We start from the raw sequence: 19,216 nt of genomic DNA, 5'->3' as shown, positions 1-19,216 counted from the left end.
TGGTGCCGCACCGGCGAATCTCCTAGTGGTGACCACTGAACCACCCTGGAGCGCGCGGGAGCACGAGCGGGGCCTGGACGCGCTCGCGCGGCGGGAGAACTTCCCGGTCGCGGCCCGGCTGCTGCCGGGGCGGCACCGCGCCCACCTGCGCGCGGTCTACGGTTTCGCGCGCCTCGTCGACGACATCGGCGACGAGGCGCCGGGCGCGCACCGGGTGGCGCTGCTCGATTCGGTGGACGCGGACCTGGACCTCCTCTACAAAGGGCGGGCGCCGGTTCTTCCGCAGTTAAGGCGGCTGGCGGAGACCGTCCACGCGAGGGGAATTCCGCAGGAGCCTTTCCGGCGGCTGGTCCAGGCGAACCGCCGGGACCAGGAGGTGACCCGCTACGCCTCCTTCGACGAACTGCTGGGGTACTGCGTCCTGTCGGCCAATCCGGTCGGGCGGATCGTGCTGCACGTGTTCGGCGCGGAGGGGCGGGGGCTGGAGGAGGCGTCCGACCGGGTCTGCACCGCGCTGCAGGTGATCGAGCACTGCCAGGACGTGGCCGAGGACTTCAGGGCCGGGCGGATCTACCTGCCCGGCGAGGACCTGCGGCGGTTCGGCTGCGCCGAGGACGACCTGTCCCGGGCGGTGACGCCGACGCGGCTGCGCGGGGTGCTGGCGCTGGAGTCGAACCGGGCGCGGGACCTGCTCGACCGGGGCGCCGCGCCGCTCATGGCGGGCCTGCGCGGGTGGGCCCGGATCGCGGTGGCGGGCTATGTCGCCGGGGGGCGCGCGGCGCTGGCCGCGCTCGTGCGCGGCCGCTACGACGTGCTGGCGCGGACGCCGCGTCCGCGCGGGCCGGTGCTCCTCGCCAACTGGGCCTCCGCTCTCGGAGGGGGCCGGCGATGACGCATCCGCTCCAGGACGGACGAGGCAGAACCCGCGCTCTCGGAGAGGGTGAGCGATGACGGTTTCGGAGACGTGCGAGCGGCCCGAGTGGGTCGTGGAGGCGTATCGGCACTGCGAGCGGGTGGTCCGGGAGGAGGCCCGCAACTTCGGCTACGGGATCCGGCTGATGCCCGCCCCGAAGCGCCGCGCGATGAGCGCGATCTACGCGTTCGCGCGGGGCGTGGACGACATCGGGGACGGCCCGGAGCCCGCGTGCGTCCGGATGGACCTGCTGGACCGGGCGCGCGGGCGGCTCGAAACGGTCCAGGAGGTGCTGTGGCGGCGGGCCGACTCGCGGGCGCTGGAGGGGCACCCGGTGCTGACGGCGCTGGCGGACGCGGCGGGCCGCTACCCGATCCCGCTGGACGCGTTCGCGGAGCTGATCGACGGCTGCGAGAGCGACGTGCGCGGCGCCGCCTACGAGACGTTCGACGACCTGCTGCGGTACTGCCAGCAGGTCGCGGGCACGGTGGGCCGCCTGTCGCTGGGCGTGTTCGGCTACGACGGGCGGCAGCGCGCGGAGGGGCTCGCGGACTCGCTCGGGGTCGCGTTCCAGCTCACGAACATCCTGCGGGACGTCAGGGAGGACCGGCTCGCGGGCCGGGTGTACCTGCCCGCCGAGGACCTCGACCGGTTCGGGTGCACGCTGGAGCTGGACGAGACGGGCGAGTTCGTCGACCCGGCGTCGCGGCTGCACGACCTCGTCGCGTTCCAGGCGGAGCGGGCGCGGGCCTGGTACGCCGAGGGGCTGCGGCTGCTGCCGCTGCTCGACCGGCGCTCGGCGGCGTGCACGGCGGCGATGGCGGGGATCTACCGGCGGCTGCTGGAGCGCATCGCGGAGAGCCCGGCGCTCGCGCTGACCTCGCGGGTGTCGCTGCCGACCTGGCAGAAGGCCGTCGTGGCGGCCCGCGCCCTGACGGGCGTCGAGCGGTGACGGGGGGCGGGCGGTGAGCGTCGTCGTCGTCGGCGGGGGCCTCGCGGGCATCAGCGCGGCGTTGGCGCTCCAGGAGGCGGGGGCCGACGTCACGCTGGTGGAGGCGCGCCCCTGGCTGGGCGGCGCCACCCACTCGTTCGGGCGCGGCGACCTGACCGTCGACAACGGCCAGCACGTCGCGCTGCGCTGCTGCACCGCCTACCAGGGGCTGCTCCAGCGCCTGGGCACCGACCACCTGCTGGACGTGCAGCGCAGGTTCGACGTGACGGTGCTGCGGCCCGGCGGGGCGCCCGCGCGGCTGCGGCGGGCGCCGCTGCCGAGCCCGCTGCACCTGCTGCCCGCCCTGGCCCGCTACGCGCCGCTGTCGGCGGCCGAGCGGCTGAGGGCGGTGTGGGCGGCGGCGAGGATCCGGTCCCTCGACCCGGCCGACCCCGTCCTGGACGGGGTGGCGGCGGGCACCTGGCTGGCGGAGCGGGGCCAGCGCCCCTGGGCGCGCGAGGCGCTGTGGGGGCTGTTCGTCACGGCCGCGCTGAACGCCGAGGTGGACGACGCGGCGCTCGGCCTGTCGGCGATGGTGTGCCGGCGGGCGCTGTTCGGGCGCGCGGACGCGGCCGACATCGGCGTCCCGTCCGTCCCGCTGGCGGACCTGCACGGCGGGCCCGCGCTGGCGCGGATCGAGGAGGCGGGCGGCACCGTCCTGCTCAAGGCGAAGGTGGAGGCGGTCACCGCCGACCCGAAGGTGATCGTGGACGGGGCGCCGATCGCGGCCGACGCGGTGGTCATGGCCGTGCCGCACGAGGCGGCGGCGCGGCTGCTGCCCGCCGAGGCGCTGCCCGACCCGCTGCGCTGGCCGGAGCTGGGCGCGAGCCCGATCGTCAACGTGCACGTCGTCTACGACCGGCCGGTGCTGGGGCTGCCGTTCGTGGCGGCGGTCGGCTCGCCCGTCCAGTGGGCGTTCGACCGGACGGTGGTCGGCGGGCTGCGCGGCGACGGGCAGTACCTGGCCGTCTCGCTGTCGGCGGCCGACCGCTGGATCGACGTCCCGACGGCCCGGCTGCGCGAGCGGTTCACACGCGAGCTGCGCCGGCTGCTGCCCGCCGCCCGGCACGCGTCCGTCACCGACTTCTTCGTCACGCGGGAGCGGCGGGCGACGTTCCGCCAGCGTCCCGGCAGCGGCGCGGCGCGTCCCGGCGCGGCGACGCGGGCGCCGGGCCTGTTCCTCGCCGGCGCGTGGACCGACACGGGCTGGCCCGACACGATGGAGGGAGCAGTGCGCAGCGGTCTGACCGCCGCACGCCTGGTCCGCCGCCACCTTGAGGGGGTGAGGGGCCGGTGACGACCGTTCCGGTCTCGATGACCGATGTCCGCGAGCTGGTCGACGGGGCGCTGCGCGCCGCGGTCGGGCGGCTCGACCCGCACACCTACCGGGTGGCGGCCTACCACCTCGGCTGGGCCGACGCGGAGGGGCGGCCGCGCAAGGAGCCCGCCGGGAAGGCGCTGCGCCCCGCGCTGGCCCTGCTGTCGGCCCGCGCGGCGGGCGCGCCGCCGGAGAGCGCGCTGCCGGGCGCGGTCGCGGTCGAGCTGACGCACGCGTTCTCGCTCCTGCACGACGACATCATGGACGGCGACCGGACGCGGCGGCACCGCCCGGCGGCGTGGGCCGTCTACGGCGAGCCCGCCGCGATCCTGGCCGGGGACGCGCTGCTCGCCCTCGCCGGGGAGGTGCTGCTGGAGGCGCCGGGCCAGGGCTCGGCGCGGGCGGCGCGCGCGCTGGCCGTCGCGACCCGGCACCTCATCGCGGGCCAGTCGCTCGACCTGAGCTTCGAGACCCGCCACAAGATCACGCTGGAGGAGTGCCAGTCGATGGCCGCCGGGAAGACCGCCGCGCTGCTGGCCTGCTCGTGCTCGATCGGCGCCGTGCTGGACGGGGCGCCCGAGGGCCTCGCGGCCGCGCTGGAGGGGTTCGGCGCCGACCTCGGCGTCGCGTTCCAGCTCACCGACGACCTGCTCGGCATCTGGGGCGATCCGGCGGCGACCGGCAAGCCCGCGCTGTCGGACCTGCGGTCCCGCAAGATGTCGCTGCCGGTCGTGGCGGCGCTGAACTCCGGCACGCCCGCGTCCGCGGCGCTGGCCGAGCTGTACGCCCGGCCGGAGCCGCCGGGCGAGGACGAGCTGGCCGAGGCGGCGCGGCTCGTCGACCTCGCGGGCGGCAGGGCGTGGGCGCGGGCCGAGGCCGCGCGCCGGGTGGAGAGCGCCGGGGAGCACCTCGCCGGAGCGGGCGTGCCCACCCCCGTCCGCACCGAGTTCCTGCGCGTCGCCGACTTCGTCACCCACCGGGACCACTGATGACCACGACAGCCGAACCCGCCGCCCCCTCCACCAGGGAGGCGGCGCGCAAGACGCTCGACGCGGCGCGGGAGCACCTGCTCGGCCTCCAGTCCCCCGAGGGCTGGTGGAAGGGCGAGCTCCAGACGAACGTGACCATGGACGCCGAGGACCTGCTGCTCCGCGAGTTCCTCGGCGTCCGCGACGAGGAGGAGACGCGGGAGGCGGCCCGCTGGATCCGCTCCCAGCAGCGCGAGGACGGGACGTGGGCGAACTTCTTCGGCGGCCCGCCCGACCTGTCCACGACGGTCGAGGCCTACGTCGCGCTGCGGCTCGCCGGGGACCCGACCGGCGCCGACCACATGCGCCGCGCCGCCGCGTACGTGCGCGAGGCGGGCGGCCTCCCGGCGACGCGCGTGTTCACGCGCTACTGGCTGGCGCTGTTCGGGCGCTGGCCGTGGGACGCGCTGCCCGTCGTCCCGCCGGAGATGATCTACCTGCCGTCGTGGTTCCCGCTGAACGTCTACGACTTCGGGTGCTGGGCGCGGCAGACGATCGTGCCGCTGACGGTGGCGGCGGCGCTGCGCCCCGTCCGGCCGCTGCCCTTCGACATCGCCGAGCTGCACGGCCAGCACGTGCGGAGGAGGCGCCAGGGGCCGCCCGGCTGGGCCGAGGCGTTCCACGCGCTCGACCGCGCGCTGCGCGTCTACCAGCGGCGCCCGGTGAAGGCGGTGCGGCGGGCCGCGCTGCGCCGCGCCGCCGAGTGGATCATCGCGCGGCAGGAGCCGGACGGGTCGTGGGGCGGCATCCAGCCGCCGTGGGTGTACTCGCTCATCGCGCTGAACCTGCTCGGCCACGACGTCGACCACCCGGTCATGCGGCGCGGGCTCCAGGGCCTGGAGCGCTTCACGATCCGGGACGGGCAGGGGCGGCGCCTGGAGGCGTGCCAGTCCCCGGTCTGGGACACCGCGCTCGCCATGACCGCGCTCGCCGACGCGGGCATGCCCGCCGGGCACCCGGCGCTGGAGAAGGCCGCCGCGTGGGTGGTCGGCGAGGAGGTGAAGGGCCCCGGCGACTGGCAGGTGCGCCGCCCCGGCCTGCCGCCCGGCGGCTGGTCGTTCGAGTTCGACAACGACTACTACCCCGACGTCGACGACACCGCCGAGGTCGTGCTGGCGCTCGGCCGCGTCGCGCATCCGGACGCGCCGCCCGCCGTCGAGCGGGGCCTGCGCTGGATGGCCGGGATGGTCTCGCGCGACGACGGGTTCGGCGCGTTCGACGCCGACAACACCCGCGAGCTGTGCCGCAGGCTCCCGTTCTGCGACTTCGGCGAGGTCATCGACCCGCCGTCCGCCGACGTCACCGCGCACGTCGTGGAGGCGCTGTGCGCGCAGGGGATGGGCGACTCGCAGCTGTGCAAGCGCGCCGTGGTGTGGCTGCTGAAGGCGCAGGAGCAGGACGGCTCCTGGTACGGGCGGTGGGGCGCCAACCACGTCTACGGGACCGGCGCCGTCGTGCCCGCGCTGATCGCGGCGGGCGTCCGGCCCGGCAAGCCGGTGATCCGGCGGGCGGTGGCCTGGCTGGAGCGGCACCAGCGCGACGACGGCGGCTGGGGCGAGGACCTGCGCTCCTACCGCGACCCGGCGTGGATCGGACGCGGCGCGTCCACCCCGTCCCAGACCGCGTGGGCGCTGCTGGCGCTGCTGGCCGCCGGCGAGCGCGGACCGGCGGTCGAGCGCGGCGTCGGCTGGCTCACAGAGCGGCAGCGCCCCGACGGGACCTGGGACGAGGACCACTTCACCGGAACCGGGTTCCCCGGCTACTTCTACATCAACTACCACCTGTACCGGCTGGTGTTCCCGGTGAGCGCCCTCGGCCGCTACCTGAGGGAGGACGCGTCGTAAATGGGCATGCCACTACGCCAGAGCCTGCGGGTCGGCGGCTACATCCTGCGCAACAGGCTCGCCCGCCGCGCGAAGTTCCCGCTGCTGGTCGAGCTGGAGCCGCTGTACGCGTGCAACCTCGCCTGCGCGGGGTGCGGGAAGATCCAGCATCCGGCGAGCCTGCTGAAGCAGCGGATGCCGGTCGAGCAGGCGGTCGCGGCGGTCCGCGAGAGCGGCGCGCCGATGGTGTCGATCGCGGGCGGCGAGCCGCTGATGCACCCGGGGATCGGCGAGATGGTCGCCGAGCTGGTCAAGATGAAGCGGTACGTGTTCCTGTGCACGAACGCCGCCCTGATCCCGAAGAAGATCGACCTGTTCGAGCCGTCCCGGTACTTCGCGTGGGCGGTGCACGTGGACGGGCTGCGCGAGCGGCACGACGCGTCCGTCTGCAAGGACGGCGTGTTCGACCAGGTCGTGGAGGCCATCGCGATGTGCCGCGAGCGCGGTTTCCGGGTCACGACGAACACGACCGTGTTCAACACCGACACCCCGCAGACCGTCATCGACGTCCTCGACTACCTCAACGACGACCTGGGCGTCGACCAGATGATGATCTCCCCCGCCTACGCCTACGAGAAGGCGCCCGACCAGGAGCACTTCCTCGGCGTGCAGGAGACGCGGGAGCTGTTCCGGAAGGTGTTCGCCGACGGCCGGCGCCGCCGCTGGCGGTTCAACCACTCGCCGCTGTTCCTGGACTTCCTGGAGGGCAGGGCCGACTTCCCGTGCACGGCGTGGGCGATCCCGTCCTACTCGCTGAAGGGCTGGCAGCGCCCCTGCTACCTGATGGACGACGGCTACGCCGACACCTACGAGGAGCTCGTGCGGACGACCAACTGGGGCGCCTACGGCCGGGGCCGCGACGACCGCTGCTCCAACTGCATGGCGCACTGCGGCTACGAGCCGACCGCCGTCTTCGCCACGATCGGGTCGCTGACCGAGTCGCTGCGCGCGATCCGCAGCGGCTGACCCTCCGGGGCTAGTCGGCCTCGCGGAGTTCGCGGACGACCTCCGCGACGGCGGCCGTCATCCGGTCGGCGTCGTCCACGAGGCCGGGGTCGGCGCAGACGCCGAAGCACAGGTCGCGGTCGACGCCGAGCGCCCCGGCCGCGAGCGGCGCGCCGGGCGCCAGCGGGATCACCGGGTAGACCTCCAGCAGCGGGGCGCCCGCCAGCCGCAGCAGCCGGTCGGGGCCCGGCAGGCTCGACACGATGCCCTGGAGGAACCGGGCGCTGTAGGCGTAGCGGGCGAAGCGGGCGTGCAGCGGGGCGGGCATGACCCGCCCGGCCTGGCGCATCACGAACCAGGCGGCGAGCGGGCGCGTCCCCGACCGCAGCACGCGGGCGCGCCGGGCGGTCTCGGCGAGCCGGTCGGCCTCGGGCATCTTGCCGATCGGCAGGTCGATCATGACGGCGCTGGTGTGGTTGCCCTCCGCGCCGTCGCCCGGTGAGCGCATCATCAGCGGCACCGCGACCCGGCAGGAGTCGCCGGCGCCCGGCGTCTCGCGGAGCACCCGGTGCAGCCCGCCCGCCACCGCGCACAGCACGACGTCGGTGACCCGCGCGCCGTGCCGCCGCGCGACGTCCCTGGCCTGGTCGAGTGGGACGAGCAGGGTGCCGAACCGGCGCTCGGACGTCCCGGCGGCGGGCAGCCGCGCGGGGCGCGCCGCGTCCGCGGCGAGCTGGCCGAGCCCGGTCGCCGTCGCGAGCGCCTCCTGGACGGGCCTGCGGCGGCGCCCCGTCCCGCCGTAGTCGAGCGGGTAGGGCTCCATGAGCGCCATCGCGTGCGCGACGACCCCGACGCCGTCGGCGACGACGTGGTGCATGAGGAACACGACCGCGTCGCGTCCCGGCGCGACCCCGGTCACCAGGATCATCCGCCACAGCGGCCGGTCGCGGGGCAGCGGCTCGGACTGGATCGCGGCGACCACGGCGCGCAGTCCGGCCATGCCGTCCACGCGGCGCTCCTGGACGTGCCACGCCCAGTCGATCGCCGGGTCGTCGCGCCAGAGCGGCCGCCGCCACCGGCCGCCGTCGGCGAGCCGCTGCCGGAACCGCGGGTGGTCCTCCAGCCGCGCGGCGACCAGGGCGGCCAGGTCGTCGCGGGTCACCGGCGCCCGCGCGGTGTCCAGGACGATCAGCCCCCCGGCGTGCTGGGGCGCCTCCGGGGTCTCCACGGCCAGGAAGAACGCGTCGGGCCCGCGGACCCGCTCGCCCGCGCCGCGCGGGGTCGCGCGCTCGGCGGCGTACACCGCGAAGCCCACCAGCGGGACGGCCGCCAGCGCGTCCAGCAGGTAGTGGTTGGCGGTCGCCATGATCACATACAGGGTCAGCAGGATGTGGACCGCGTTCACCGACTGCACCCACCGCCGCGCCGACACCCGGGCCAGCTCGACGCCGACCCACAGCGTCCAGGCCATGTGCAGGGACGGGACGGCCGCGAACCGGTCGGCGTGCTCGACCATCGGCGAGCCCCACGACCCCCACGTGCGGCCCAGCCGGACCGTGTCGACGAACCCGAGCTCGGGCATCAGCCGCGGCGGCATCACCGGGTACAGCGCGAAGCAGGCGATCCCGACCAGGTTGATCAGCAGGAACGCGTTGCGCGCCGTCCGGTAGCGCTCCGGGTGCCGCAGGTACAGCCAGGCGAGCAGCGCGACCGCGCTCGCGATGTAGGTGATCGCGTACTCGTAGTTGGCCAGCACGCGCCAGACCGGCTGCCCGGCGAGCCAGCCGTTCAGCGTCCGCTCGACGTCCAGCCGCAGCGCCCGCTCCAGGTCGTAGAGCGCGCGGCCGTGCCCGCGCGCGGCCCGCTCCCTGGCGTCCTGCGGCAGCATCACGACCAGCGCGTACAGGCCGAAGACCGCCATGCCCAGCAGCAGCTCGCCCCGCAGGCGCCCGCGCGCGACCGCGCCGCCCCCGGTCACGACCGCGTCCGGCGCGGTCATCGCCTCGTCCGTCCCCATCGTCCCCCCACAGGGGTGGTTACCCAGGATTTCCGCCGGTCAGACGACCATGCCCGGATCCGGCGGACCCGCGCGACGCGCCGGAGGCGCGGTTTTCGCGGGAACCATCTTCCCGAACCGTACGTCTTCGATATATCGTTGTCCTATCGCGAGAGATCATAGAGAGATCTCAGAAGGTGGTGGTGACCATGGGAGCGACGCATCGGAGCGGGCCCGACTGGCGCTGGGCGTTCGCGGCGGCGGCGATCGGCGCGAAGGCCGCGCACGCGGCGTCCCGGCACGGGCACGGGCATGAGCACGGCTTCGGGCCGGGCCACGGGCACGGGCACGGCCATGAGCACGCGCACGGCGGGCCCTGGCAGTGGGGCCCGCCCGGCGGCTTCGGACCCGGCGGGGGACGCCCGCCCTGGGCGCGCGGCGGCGGGCGCGGCCCGTGGGGACGGGGGCGCAAGGCGCCCAAGGGCAACGTCCGCGCGGCGATCCTCGCCCTGCTCGCCGAGGAGCCGCGCAACGGCTACCAGATCATCCAGGAGATCAACGAGCGCAGCGGCGAGGCGTGGAAGCCGAGCCCCGGCGCGGTCTACCCGGCGCTCCAGCAGCTCGCGGACGAGGGGCTGATCACCGCCGAGGAGGGCGGCGGCCGCCGCACCTACCGGCTCACGGCCGAGGGCGGCGCCTACGTCGCCGAGCACGCCGACGAGCTGGAGGAGCCGTGGGCGCAGATGGCGCCCGACTTCGGCGAGGGCGCGCCGGAGCTGTTCCGGCAGGTCGCGCAGACGGGCGCGGCGGTGATGCAGATCGTCCACTCCGGGACGCCGGACCAGGTCAGGCGGGCCACCGAGATCCTCTCCGAGACCCGGCGCGCCCTGTACCGCGTCCTCGCCGGCGAGGAGCCGCGCGCGGGCGGGGCCGACGCGGGCCCCACCGCCGAAGGCCCCACCGCCCAAGGCCCGGGTGAGGAGCCGGCGTGACGACCCCCGAGGGGATCCGCTCCGGCGACGTCCGCGTCGGCGACGCCGAGCGCGACGCGGTCATGGTCGCCCTGCACGACCACTTCGCGGCCGGACGGCTCGACCGCGAGGAACTCGACGAGCGGCTCGGCACGACGCTGGCGGCCCGGACGCGGGGCGACCTGCGGGCGGTCGTCCTCGACCTGCCCGACCCGCAGGGCCTGGCGGTGCCGGAGGCGGCGCCCGCGCGTCACCACCGGGGCCGGCCGCACCACCTCGGCCACCACCACCTCGGCCGCCACCACCATGGCCGCCACCGTCACGGGCCGCCGTTCCCGCTGCTGCTCGGGCTGTTCCTGGTGCTGGCGTTCACGATGGGGCCGGGCCCGGGGTTCCTGGTCGTCCTCCAGGTGGCGCTGGCGGTCTGGGCGGTGCGGGCCCTCCTGATGGCGTTGGGGCACCGGCACCTCCGCCACCACGCGCACCGTCAGGGCGCGGGCGGCGTCGGGAGGGGGACGTAGGCGGGCAGCGACGCCTCGACGCGGAACCCGTCCCCGGCCGGGCCCGCGCTGAAGGTGCCGCCGACGGTCTCGACGCGCTCGCGGAGCCCGGCGAGGCCCGTCCCGGAGCCGCTGGCCGCGAGCGCCGCGTCCGGGTCCCGTTCCGGGGCGGCGCAGAGCACGCTCAGCCGGACGCCGTCGGAGCGGTAGCCGACCTCCACCCGGACGGCGGCGCCCGGCGCGTGCTTGCGCGCGTTGGTCAGCGCCTCCTGGACGACCCGGTAGGCGGTGCGCCCGACGGCGGGCGAGGCGGGCGCGGGCTCCCCGCGCTCCACCAGCTCGACCCGGACGCCGACGGCGGCGGACTCGGCGACCAGCTCCGACAGGTCGGGTAGCGGCCCCGACGCGGGGGCGGGGGCCGCGCCCGCCGCCCCGGCGCCGCGCCGCAGCAGGCCGATGACGTCGCGCAGCTCCTCCAGCGCGTGGCAGCCGTCGTCGCGCAGCTCCTCGGCGGCGGCGCGGGTCTCCTCGTCGGGCGCCCTGACCCGCAGCGCGCCCGCGCGCAGCACCATCAGCGTCACCCGGTGCGCGACGACGTCGTGCATCTCGGCGGCGAGCCGGGCGCGCTCCTCGGCCCGCGCCCGCTCGGCGAGCAGGTGCCGCTCCCGCTCGGCGCGCTCGGCCCGCTCGGTCAGCCCTTGCAGGACGCGGCGCCGCGCCGCCACGTACATGCCGAGCAGCGCCGCCGCGACCAGCATCGCCATGCTCCGGAAGACCATCGTCTCGACCGAGGACGTCTCCTGCCCCGAGACGCGCCTGATCGACTCGTCGGGGATCACGTCCTGGGTGAGGCCGACCAGCGGGACGAGCGCGAGGACCGGCAGCGCCCGCGCCCAGACGGGCCGGTCCCCGTCGCGGGGGAAGGCCATCGCGGCGTAGACGGCGAACGGCAGCGCGGGCGGCCACCACACGATCGGGTCGAACGCGCCGGGCGGGCCGTCGCGCAGCAGCGTGCCGGGCGCGAGGCGCTCGACGGCGTCCAGCAGCGCGGCGACCGCCGCGGTGAGCCACGCGACCGTCATCGGGAACCGGCGGCGGACCGCCAGCGCGAGCGCGGGGAGCGCCACCACCGCGGCCGTCGCGCCGTGGTGGCCGCGCAGGACCGAGTCGGGGCCCGCCGCCGTCTGGAGGCTCAGCGCCAGCGCGCACACCACGGCCACGGCGTCGGCGGCGAGGTCGCGTCCGGGGGGCGCGGGCGGCGGTGTGAGGCGCACGGGCCCACCGTACGCACCCCTGCCCCGCCGGGGACCCCTACGAAAGTCGGGTCCGGCCTGCCGTTCGTCGTGCGCCGCCCGGATGCGGACGCGACGATGCGCCCTGCCGCGGCCCCGCCCCGCACCGGTCGAATCGTGGCCATGATGGTGAAGCTCGTATTCCGTGGGCTGGCCGCGCACCGCGCCCGCCTGCTGCTGTCGGTGGTGGCGGTCGTCGCGGGCGTCGCGTTCGTCTCCGGCACGCTGATCTTCTCGGCCACGCTGAGCCGCTCGTTCGACCGCGCCTTCGACGACCTCGGGCGCGGGACGGACACGGTCGTCAGGGCGCGGCAGTCGTTCCGGACGGGGCCGGGCGAGCGCGCGGCGCCGCGTCCGGTGCCCGCGTCGGCGCTCGCGGCCGTCCGGCGGGCGCCCGGTGTCGCGAAGGCGGAGGGCGTCATCACCGGGTTCGCGGCCGCCGTCGACCGGCAGGGGAGGATCGCCGGGGCGGAGCCGCAGACCGGGGTGGCGTGGAGCGGCGACCGCGACCTGTCGCTGACCCGCCTGACCGCCGGGGCGCCGCCGCGCGCGCCGGACGAGGTCGCCATGGACGCCACCACCGCCCGCGACGCCCGCTACCGGGTCGGCGACCGGGTGACGGTCGCGTTGCGGTCCGGCACGCGGACGTTCCGGCTGACCGGCCTGTTCCGGGTCGGCGACTCCGCGCTCGGCTCCTCGATCTCGATGACCGCGTTCGCGCCGGACGCCGCGCCGCGCCTGCTCGGGCAGCGTCCCGGCACCTACGAGCGCATCGTCGTGCACGCGGACGGCGGCGTCACCCAGGAGCGCCTGCGGGACGCGGTCGCCGCCGTCCTCCCGCCGGGCGTCGAGGCCGTCACCGGGGCGGAGGCGGCGGCCGAGCAGGCCGGCCCACTCAAGGACATCATCAAGATCATGCGCACGTTCCTGCTGGTCTTCGCGCTGATCGCGGTGTTCGTCGGGTCGTTCATCATCTTCAACACCTTCGCGATGCTGGTCGGCGGGCGGGTCCGGGAGCTGGCGCTGCTGCGCGCCGTCGGGGCCTCGCGCGGGCAGGTGACGCGCTCGATCCTCGGCGAGGCGGCCGGGGTCGGCCTGGCGGGCTCGACGCTCGGCCTCGCGGCGGGGGCCGTGGTCGCGCTCGGGCTCGCCAGGCTGATGACGCTGGTCACCGGCGGGGAGGAGCTGCCGTTCGGGCCGCTCGCGCTGCCCGCGTCCGCCGTCCTCGCCGCCTACCTGGTGGGGACGCCGGTGGCGCTGGCCGCAGCGTTCGTCCCGGCGCGGCGCGCGGCGCGGATCCCGCCGGTCGCGGCGCTGCGGGAGGACGCGGCGCCGCCCCGCCCGCTGCGGCGCCGCGCCCTCGGCGGATGCGCGGTGCTGGCGGTCGGCGGGATCCTGGCCGCGGCCGGGCTCGCGGGGGACGGGACGTCCGGCCTCACGCTCGCCGGGACCGGCGCGGCGCTGCTGTTCGCGGGCGTCGTGGTGGTCTCGCCCGCGCTGAGCCGCCCGGTCGCCCGCGTCCTCGCCCGCCCGTTCGCGCGGTTCGGCGGCGGCGCCGGACGGATGGGCGCCCGCAACGCGGTCCGCGACCCCCGGCAGACGTCGGCGACCGCGTCGGCGCTGACGATCGGGCTGGCGCTCATCGCGACCGTGTCGATCATCGTCCAGTCGTTGGCGGCCTCGGTCGACCGGCAGCTGGAGGCCGCGCTGACCGCCGACTACCAGGTCACCGGGCGCAGCCAGGTCACGCCGGTCGAGGCGGGCGCGGCGGCGGCGGTGGGCCGCGTCCCGGGCGTCCGCGCGGCGATCCCGGTCCGGACGGCCCGGTTCCGGCTGGAGGGCGCCGTGCAGGCCGCGACCGCCGGTTCGCCGGGCGAGCTGCTGGCCCACTTCCGGCTGCCGCTCCAGCAGGGCTCGGCGGCCGTACGCGGGGAGGACCTGCTGGTCGGCCGCAGCGTCGCCCGCGACCGCGGCTGGAGGATCGGCGGCACGATCCCCGGCGAGTACCAGGACGGGACGAGGCGGACGTTCCGCATCGCCGGGATCTACGCCGACCGGCCGGCGCTCACCCCGTCCGCGCCCACGGTGATCATCGACTGGGCCGGGTACCGCGCCCACGACCCGGACGCGCCGATCGAGCGCATCGAGGTCACGGTCGCGGGTGCCCGGCGGGCGGCGCTGGAGTCGGCGCTCGCGCCGTGGCCGAACCTGGAGCTGAAGGACCGCGCGCAGGTCAAGGACGACGCGGCGGGCGAGATCGACCTGTTCCTCACGCTGGTCCTCGGGCTGCTGGTGCTGTCGGTGCTGGTCGCCGCGCTCGGCATCGTCAACACGCTCGCGCTCGCGGTCACCGAGCGGACGCGGGAGATCGGGCTGCTGCGCGCGGTCGGCACGCAGCGCCGCCAGCTCCGCCGCATGATCCGCTACGAGGCCGTCGTGGTGTCGCTGTTCGGCGCGGTGCTCGGCGTCGGGACCGGGAGCGTGCTCGGCGTCGTCCTGCAGAAGGCGATCGCGGGCGGCGAGGACGGCATGGAGGTGCTCGCCGTCCCCTACGGGCGCCTCGCGCTGTGCGTCGCGGCCGCCGCGGCCATCGGCGTGGTCGCCGCCGTCTGGCCCGCCGCCCGCGCCGCGCGCCTGGACATCCTCCAGGCGATCGCGACCGACTGAGGCTCAGCTCGCGACGGGAACGGCCCGGGTCGCGGCGGGGAGGAGATCGCATTGGGCGGGGACGGCCTCGTGCAGCGCGGCCAGGCCGCGGGCGATCAGCGGGTGGGTGCGGCTCCCCCGGCGGACGCACGTCAGCACCCGCCGCTTCGGGACGGAGTCGCCCGTCAGCGGCACCCGGACGACGGTCTGGCCGGACTGCCCGTCGGCCAGCCTCGGCACCAGCGACACGCCGAGGCCGTTGGCGACCAGCGCCCAGATCACCGACCAGGTCGTGGCGTTGTGGGCGATCCGGGGCGTGAACCCGGCGGCGGCGCAGTAGGTCATGACCTGCTGGTGGTGGGCGCAGCCGTCGGGCTCGACGCTGATCCACGCCTCGGACGCCGCGTCCTCCAGCACGGCCGTGCCGCGCCGCGCGAGCGGATGCCCGACCGGGACGATCAGGTCGAGGGCCTCCTCCAGCAGCGGCTCCCGGTCGAAGCGCGGGTCGCCGGGCGGCGGTGCCTCCGGGGTGGGCTCGATCACGGCGAGGTCGGTCTCCCCGGCGGCGAGCAGGCCCATCGCGACGTCGGTGTCGCACTCGCGGATCTCGATCGCCAGATCGGGGTCGGCGGCCGTCAGCCTCCCGGCGGCCGGGGCGATCAGCCCGCTGACCGCCGTCGTGAACCCGCACATGCGCAGCGGCCCGGCGGCCCCGGCGCGGTGCGACTCCAGGTCGGAGAGGGCCTCCTCCCAGCGGGCGTGCAGCGCGTCCGCGTGCCCGATCAGCAGGTGCGCCGCCGGGGTGAGCCGCACCCGGCGGCCCTGCGGCTCCAGCAGCACCACCCCCAGCTCCCGCGCCAGCTCGCGCAGGTGGTGGGAGACCGCCGACGGCGTGAGGTGCATCGCCTCCGCCGCCGCCGTGACCGTCCCGTACTGGTGGACGAGCCGGAGCAGGTGCAGCCGCCGCAGATCAATCATGTCATCATATTGCACGATCAGATCCGAAAACGTGAAATAGACGCGCACGTTCGGCGGCGGGAGACTGGTCGCATGAACCAGCGGAACAGCACCCTCTCCCGCCATGTGACCAGCGAAGGAACCGTCATCTGGAGCCGCTGCGCCTGCGGGCGGCTGCGGATGGACCTCGTCCCGCACGGCTCGGCCCCGCGGCTCACCGCCGGCCCCTGCGCCCACGGCCACCCGCCGAAGTAGGGGCCCGCCGGCGGAGGGGTCAGCCCTTCCCGAGGGCGGCGGCGTCGGCGGCGAGCGCGCGGATCCGGTCCCAGTCGCCCGCGCGGACGGCGTCGCCCGGCGTCAGCCACGACCCGCCGACGCAGCCGACGTTCGGCAGCGCGAGGTAGTCGGCGGCGTTGCCGGGGGTGACGCCGCCGGTCGGGCAGAACCGGGCGTCCGGCAGCGGGCCGCCGAGCGCCTTCAGGTAGGCGCGGCCGCCCGCCGCCTCGGCGGGGAAGAACTTCATCGCCGTGATCCCGCCCTCCAGCAGCGCGACGGCCTCGGACGCGGTGGCGACGCCGGGCAGGAACGGCAGGCCCGTCGCGACCATCGCCGCCTGGAGCCGGGGCGTGCAGCCGGGGCTGACCAGGAACCGGGCGCCCGCCGCCGCCGACCGCTCGGCGTCCTCGGGCCGGACGACCGTCCCCGCGCCGACGATCGCGTCCGGGACCTCGGCGGCGATCCGCGTGATCGCCGGAAGCGCCGCCGGGGTCCGCAGCGTCACCTCGATCGCGGGCAGGCCGCCCTCCACGAGGGCGCGCGCCAGCGGGACGGCGGCGTCCTCGTCCTCCAGCACCACGACGGGGATGACGGGCGCGAGGCCGAGGAGGTCGGCGTTGGTCAGGTCGGTGGGGGTCGTGTCGGTCATGCGGGCTCCAGGTACTCGGTCGCGGGCAGGCTCGCCGCCAGCCGCACGGTGGCGCCGACGAGCGCCGGGCCGGGGTGGACGATCAGCGCCGTCGGGATCGGCCGCAGGTAGTCCTCCATCGGCGGCTTCGCCTCGAAACGGCTCCGGAACGCGCTGCCGGTCAGCACGGCGGTGATGCGCGGCAGGATGCCCCCGCCAAGATAGACCCCCCCGCGCGCGCCCAGCGTGAGGGCCACGTTCCCGGCGAGCGACCCGAGCAGCGCGCAGAACATGCCGAGGGCCTCCGCGCAGCGTGGGTCGTCGCCGTTCCGCGAGATCTGCGCGGCGGTCAGCGGCTCGGCCGCCTCGCCGTCGAGTTCGGCGAGGTAGCGGTGGATGCGGGACAGGCCGTCCCCCGACAGCAGCAGCTCGGCGGTGGCGGCGCCGCGCTCGGCGCGCAGCAGCCGCATGACCTCGATCTCGCGGTCGGTCCCGGCGGGGATGTCGACCTGGCCGCCCTCGCTCGCGAGCTGCACCCAGCCGCCCGGCACCGGGATGAGCCCGGCGACGCCGAGCCCGGTCCCCGGGCCCATCACCGCCATCGGCGCCTCGGCGGCGGGCGGCGGCGCGACCGCCTCGCCCGGCCGCGTCGCCGGCCCGCCGATCGGGACCAGGTCGGCCGGGCCGAGGCGGGGCAGCGCCAGCGCGAGCGCCTCGAAGTCGTTGACGATCTCCAGATGCGGGATGCCGAGATGCCGCCGGACGTCCTCGGGGGTGCCCGCGGGCCAGCCCGCGTTGGTCAGCCGGTAGGTCCCGCCGCCGGTGGGGCCCGCGACGACCGGCCCGGCCACCGCCAGGCACGCCGCCGACGGCCGCACGCCCGGCGCGAACCGCTCCAGGTAGGCGGCCGCCGCCTCCGCGAGCCCGGCGAACTCGCGCGTGGGCAGCGACTCGACGCCGGCCGGGGCGCCGTCCGGGCCGTCCACGAGGGCGAAGCGGGCGTTGGTGCCGCCCACGTCGGCGACCAGCCAGGGCCCGCCCTTCGGGGCGCTCACGCGAACACTCCCGCGCCCTGCTCGGCCGGGCCCACGGCCCGGCGGAACGACTCGAACAGCTCGCGGCCGGTGCCCCACCGGTCGCCCGGCGGCGCCCCCTCGGGCGGGCGCGCCTCGAACTCCTCGTCGGGGACGAGGATCTCCAGCAGGCCCTTGTCGGCGTCGAGGCGCACGACGTCCCCGTCGCGGACGCGGGCCAGCGGGCCGCCCGCCGCCGCCTCCGGGGACACGTGGATCGCGGCCGGGACCGCGCCCGACGCGCCCGACATCCGCCCGTCGGTGACCAGCGCGACCCGGTGCCCCCGGTCCTGCAGGACGGCGAGCGGCGGGGTCAGCCGGTGCAGCTCGGGCATGCCGTTGGCGCGCGGGCCCTGGTAGCGGACGACGGCGACGACGTCCCGGTCCAGCTCCCCCGCGCCGAACGCCTCGTGCAGCGCCTCCTGCGTCTCGAACACGCGGGCGGGCGCCTCGATCGTGCGGTGCTCGGGACGCACCGCCGACACCTTCACCACCGCGCGGCCGAGGTTCCCGCGCACGGTGTGCAGGCCGCCGTGGGTGTCGAACGGCTCGTCCACCGGGCGCAGGACGCCGAGGTCGCCCGACTCCGGCGCCGCGTCCCGCCACACGGCCCTGCCGTCCGCCCCCAGCTCCGGGGTCCTGCGGTAGGCGGCGAGGGTGCCGCCGCCGACCGTCCGCGCGTCCTCGTGCACGAGCCCGGCGTCGATCAGCTCGCCGATGAGGAACGCGGTGCCGCCCGCCGCGTGGAAGTGGTTCACATCCGCCGTGCCGTTCGGGTACAGCCGGGTCAGCAGCGGCGTGACCTTGGACAGCTCGTCGAAGTCGTCCCAGGTCAACTCGATCCCGGCGGCGGCGGCCATCGCGACCAGGTGCAGCGTGTGGTTGGTGGACCCGCCGGTGGCCAGCAGCGCGACGACGCCGTTCACCAGCGCCCGCTCGTCCATCAGCTGCCCGATCGGGGTGTACTCGTCGGCGAGGTCGGTCAGCTTCAGCACGCGGCGCGCCGCCGCCTCGGTCAGCGCGTCGCGCAGCCCGGTGCCCGGCGGGACGAAGCTCGCGCCCGGCAGGTGCAGGCCCATGACCTCCATGAGGAGCTGGTTGGAGTTCGCCGTCCCGTAGAAGGTGCAGGTGCCGGGCGAGTGGTAGGACGCGGACTCGGCCGCGAGCAGCTCGTCGCGGCCGATCTCCCCGGCCGCGTACCGCTTGCGGACCCGCGCCTTGTCGGCGTTCGGCAGCCCGGAGGCCATCGGCCCGGCGGGCACGAGGATCACCGGCAGGTGCCCGAACGACAGCGCCCCGATCACCAGCCCCGGGACGATCTTGTCGCACACCCCGAGCATCAGCGCGCCGTCGAACATGTCGTGCGAGAGCGCCACCGCCGTCGCCATCGCGACCACGTCGCGGCTGAACAGCGACAGCTCCATGCCGGCGCGGCCCTGCGTGATGCCGTCGCACATCGCGGGCACGCCCCCGGCGAACTGGGCGGTGCCGCCCGCCGCGCGGATCGCCGCCTTGATCAGGTCGGGGTAGTCCTTCAGCGGCTGGTGCGCCGACAGCATGTCGTTGTAGGCCGACACGATCGCGATGTTGGGTGTCACGTTCCCGCGCAGCCACAGCTTGTCCTGGACGCCGCAGGCCGCGAACCCGTGCGCGAGGTTCGCGCAGCCCATGCCGCCGCGGGCCGGGCCCCGGGTGCGGGCCTCCTCGATCCGGGCGAGGTAGGCGGCGCGCCGTCCCGCGCTCCGTTCGGCCACACGTCGGGTCACTCGTTCCAGCACAGGGTGCACAGCCATGAGAAC

The 19,216-nt window shown here is 76.4% G+C and carries 16 protein-coding genes; 10 read left to right on the top strand and 6 right to left on the bottom strand.

The window, feature by feature from the left end:
* Positions 1–28 precede the first annotated feature (28 nt).
* From hpnC to hpnH, 6 genes are read left to right on the top strand one after another with little or no spacing between them, the layout of a single operon-like run.
* Entirely contained in the window at positions 29–892 is an 864-nt protein-coding gene (gene hpnC, locus GNZ18_RS06440) for a squalene synthase HpnC (RefSeq protein ID WP_312874331.1), read from the top strand.
* Between the two features lie 55 nt (positions 893–947).
* Positions 948–1,865 (top strand): presqualene diphosphate synthase HpnD, encoded by a 918-nt coding sequence (gene hpnD, locus GNZ18_RS06435; protein WP_156215248.1) that lies wholly within the window; start codon positions 948–950, stop codon positions 1,863–1,865.
* A 13-nt stretch (positions 1,866–1,878) separates the two neighbouring features.
* Entirely contained in the window at positions 1,879–3,201 is a 1,323-nt protein-coding gene (gene hpnE, locus GNZ18_RS06430) for a hydroxysqualene dehydroxylase HpnE (RefSeq protein WP_312874330.1), read from the top strand.
* Positions 3,198–4,211 (top strand): polyprenyl synthetase family protein, encoded by a 1,014-nt coding sequence (locus GNZ18_RS06425; RefSeq protein WP_312874329.1) that lies wholly within the window; start codon positions 3,198–3,200, stop codon positions 4,209–4,211. Before hpnE ends, GNZ18_RS06425 begins: the two co-directional genes overlap by 4 nt.
* Positions 4,211–6,094 carry a squalene--hopene cyclase gene (shc, locus tag GNZ18_RS06420; RefSeq protein ID WP_156215246.1) on the top strand — a complete coding sequence of 628 codons (1,884 nt, stop codon included), beginning with the start codon at positions 4,211–4,213 and terminating at the stop codon, positions 6,092–6,094. The genes GNZ18_RS06425 and shc overlap by 1 nt, the downstream gene beginning before the upstream one ends.
* Positions 6,095–7,099, top strand: coding sequence for an adenosyl-hopene transferase HpnH (gene hpnH, locus GNZ18_RS06415; RefSeq protein WP_156215244.1), 1,005 nt, complete (start codon positions 6,095–6,097; stop codon positions 7,097–7,099).
* Positions 7,100–7,109: 10 nt separating this feature from the next.
* Here hpnH and GNZ18_RS06410 read toward each other — a convergent pair whose 3' ends face one another.
* On the bottom strand, positions 7,110–9,095 hold the full coding sequence (locus tag GNZ18_RS06410; protein ID WP_156215242.1) for a bifunctional phosphatase PAP2/O-acyltransferase family protein: 1,986 nt from the start codon (positions 9,093–9,095) through the stop codon (positions 7,110–7,112).
* A 188-nt stretch (positions 9,096–9,283) separates the two neighbouring features.
* Between GNZ18_RS06410 and GNZ18_RS06405 the strand changes: the two genes are divergently transcribed.
* Together GNZ18_RS06405 and GNZ18_RS06400 are read left to right on the top strand one after the other, a co-directional pair.
* A complete protein-coding gene (locus GNZ18_RS06405; protein WP_156215240.1) occupies positions 9,284–10,066 on the top strand; it encodes a PadR family transcriptional regulator in 783 nt (260 codons plus the stop codon).
* Entirely contained in the window at positions 10,063–10,566 is a 504-nt protein-coding gene (locus GNZ18_RS06400; RefSeq protein ID WP_156215239.1) for a DUF1707 SHOCT-like domain-containing protein, read from the top strand. The genes GNZ18_RS06405 and GNZ18_RS06400 overlap by 4 nt, the downstream gene beginning before the upstream one ends.
* Here GNZ18_RS06400 and GNZ18_RS43555 read toward each other — a convergent pair.
* Positions 10,533–11,819: a sensor histidine kinase gene (locus GNZ18_RS43555; RefSeq protein WP_216651179.1), complete on the bottom strand. Its 1,287-nt coding sequence runs from the start codon at positions 11,817–11,819 to the stop codon at positions 10,533–10,535. The two genes, GNZ18_RS06400 and GNZ18_RS43555, sit on opposite strands and share 34 nt — an antisense overlap.
* Before the next feature lie 144 nt (positions 11,820–11,963).
* Between GNZ18_RS43555 and GNZ18_RS06390 the strand changes: the two genes are divergently transcribed.
* Entirely contained in the window at positions 11,964–14,504 is a 2,541-nt protein-coding gene (locus GNZ18_RS06390; protein WP_173390668.1) for an ABC transporter permease, read from the top strand.
* 3 nt (positions 14,505–14,507) lie between these two features.
* Here GNZ18_RS06390 and GNZ18_RS06385 read toward each other — a convergent pair whose 3' ends face one another.
* Positions 14,508–15,461 carry a LysR family transcriptional regulator gene (locus GNZ18_RS06385; protein ID WP_214618868.1) on the bottom strand — a complete coding sequence of 318 codons (954 nt, stop codon included), beginning with the start codon at positions 15,459–15,461 and terminating at the stop codon, positions 14,508–14,510.
* 72 nt (positions 15,462–15,533) lie between these two features.
* Between GNZ18_RS06385 and GNZ18_RS40740 the strand changes: the two genes are divergently transcribed.
* Positions 15,534–15,695, top strand: coding sequence for a hypothetical protein (locus tag GNZ18_RS40740; protein ID WP_173390667.1), 162 nt, complete (start codon positions 15,534–15,536; stop codon positions 15,693–15,695).
* A 19-nt stretch (positions 15,696–15,714) separates the two neighbouring features.
* On the opposite strand, the gene eda is transcribed toward GNZ18_RS40740, so the two are convergent.
* The 3 genes from eda to edd are packed head-to-tail and all read right to left on the bottom strand — an operon-like array spanning position 15,715 to position 19,210.
* Positions 15,715–16,365, bottom strand: a complete 651-nt coding sequence (eda, locus tag GNZ18_RS06380) for a bifunctional 4-hydroxy-2-oxoglutarate aldolase/2-dehydro-3-deoxy-phosphogluconate aldolase (protein WP_156215234.1) — start codon at positions 16,363–16,365, stop codon at positions 15,715–15,717.
* The gene (gene glk, locus GNZ18_RS06375) at positions 16,362–17,399 is read right to left on the bottom strand and encodes a glucokinase (RefSeq protein ID WP_312874328.1); all 1,038 of its coding nucleotides are present in this window, start codon (positions 17,397–17,399) and stop codon (positions 16,362–16,364) included. The genes eda and glk overlap by 4 nt, the downstream gene beginning before the upstream one ends.
* The gene (gene edd, locus GNZ18_RS06370) at positions 17,396–19,210 is read right to left on the bottom strand and encodes a phosphogluconate dehydratase (RefSeq protein ID WP_156215233.1); all 1,815 of its coding nucleotides are present in this window, start codon (positions 19,208–19,210) and stop codon (positions 17,396–17,398) included. The genes glk and edd overlap by 4 nt, the downstream gene beginning before the upstream one ends.
* Positions 19,211–19,216: the final 6 nt, after the last annotated feature.

Origin of the sequence: Actinomadura litoris (assembly GCF_009733595.1) — a bacterium.
In the GTDB taxonomy this organism is placed as follows: Bacteria; Actinomycetota; Actinomycetes; order Streptosporangiales; family Streptosporangiaceae; genus Spirillospora; species Spirillospora litoris.
The sequence above is the reverse complement of the archived record's forward strand: the minus strand, read 5'-3'. Positions and strand labels throughout refer to the sequence as shown.

Coding starts and splice junctions, on each gene's coding strand:
- GNZ18_RS06385 (WP_214618868.1), bottom strand. CDS start 15,461: ATGATTGATCTGCGGCGGCTGCACCTGCTCCGGCTCGTCCACCAGTAC.
- shc (WP_156215246.1), top strand. CDS start 4,211: ATGACCACGACAGCCGAACCCGCCGCCCCCTCCACCAGGGAGGCGGCG.
- GNZ18_RS06405 (WP_156215240.1), top strand. CDS start 9,284: ATGGGAGCGACGCATCGGAGCGGGCCCGACTGGCGCTGGGCGTTCGCG.
- eda (WP_156215234.1), bottom strand. CDS start 16,365: ATGACCGACACGACCCCCACCGACCTGACCAACGCCGACCTCCTCGGC.
- edd (WP_156215233.1), bottom strand. CDS start 19,210: ATGGCTGTGCACCCTGTGCTGGAACGAGTGACCCGACGTGTGGCCGAA.
- hpnH (WP_156215244.1), top strand. CDS start 6,095: ATGGGCATGCCACTACGCCAGAGCCTGCGGGTCGGCGGCTACATCCTG.
- GNZ18_RS40740 (WP_173390667.1), top strand. CDS start 15,534: ATGAACCAGCGGAACAGCACCCTCTCCCGCCATGTGACCAGCGAAGGA.
- hpnD (WP_156215248.1), top strand. CDS start 948: ATGACGGTTTCGGAGACGTGCGAGCGGCCCGAGTGGGTCGTGGAGGCG.
- GNZ18_RS06390 (WP_173390668.1), top strand. CDS start 11,964: ATGGTGAAGCTCGTATTCCGTGGGCTGGCCGCGCACCGCGCCCGCCTG.
- GNZ18_RS06410 (WP_156215242.1), bottom strand. CDS start 9,095: ATGGGGACGGACGAGGCGATGACCGCGCCGGACGCGGTCGTGACCGGG.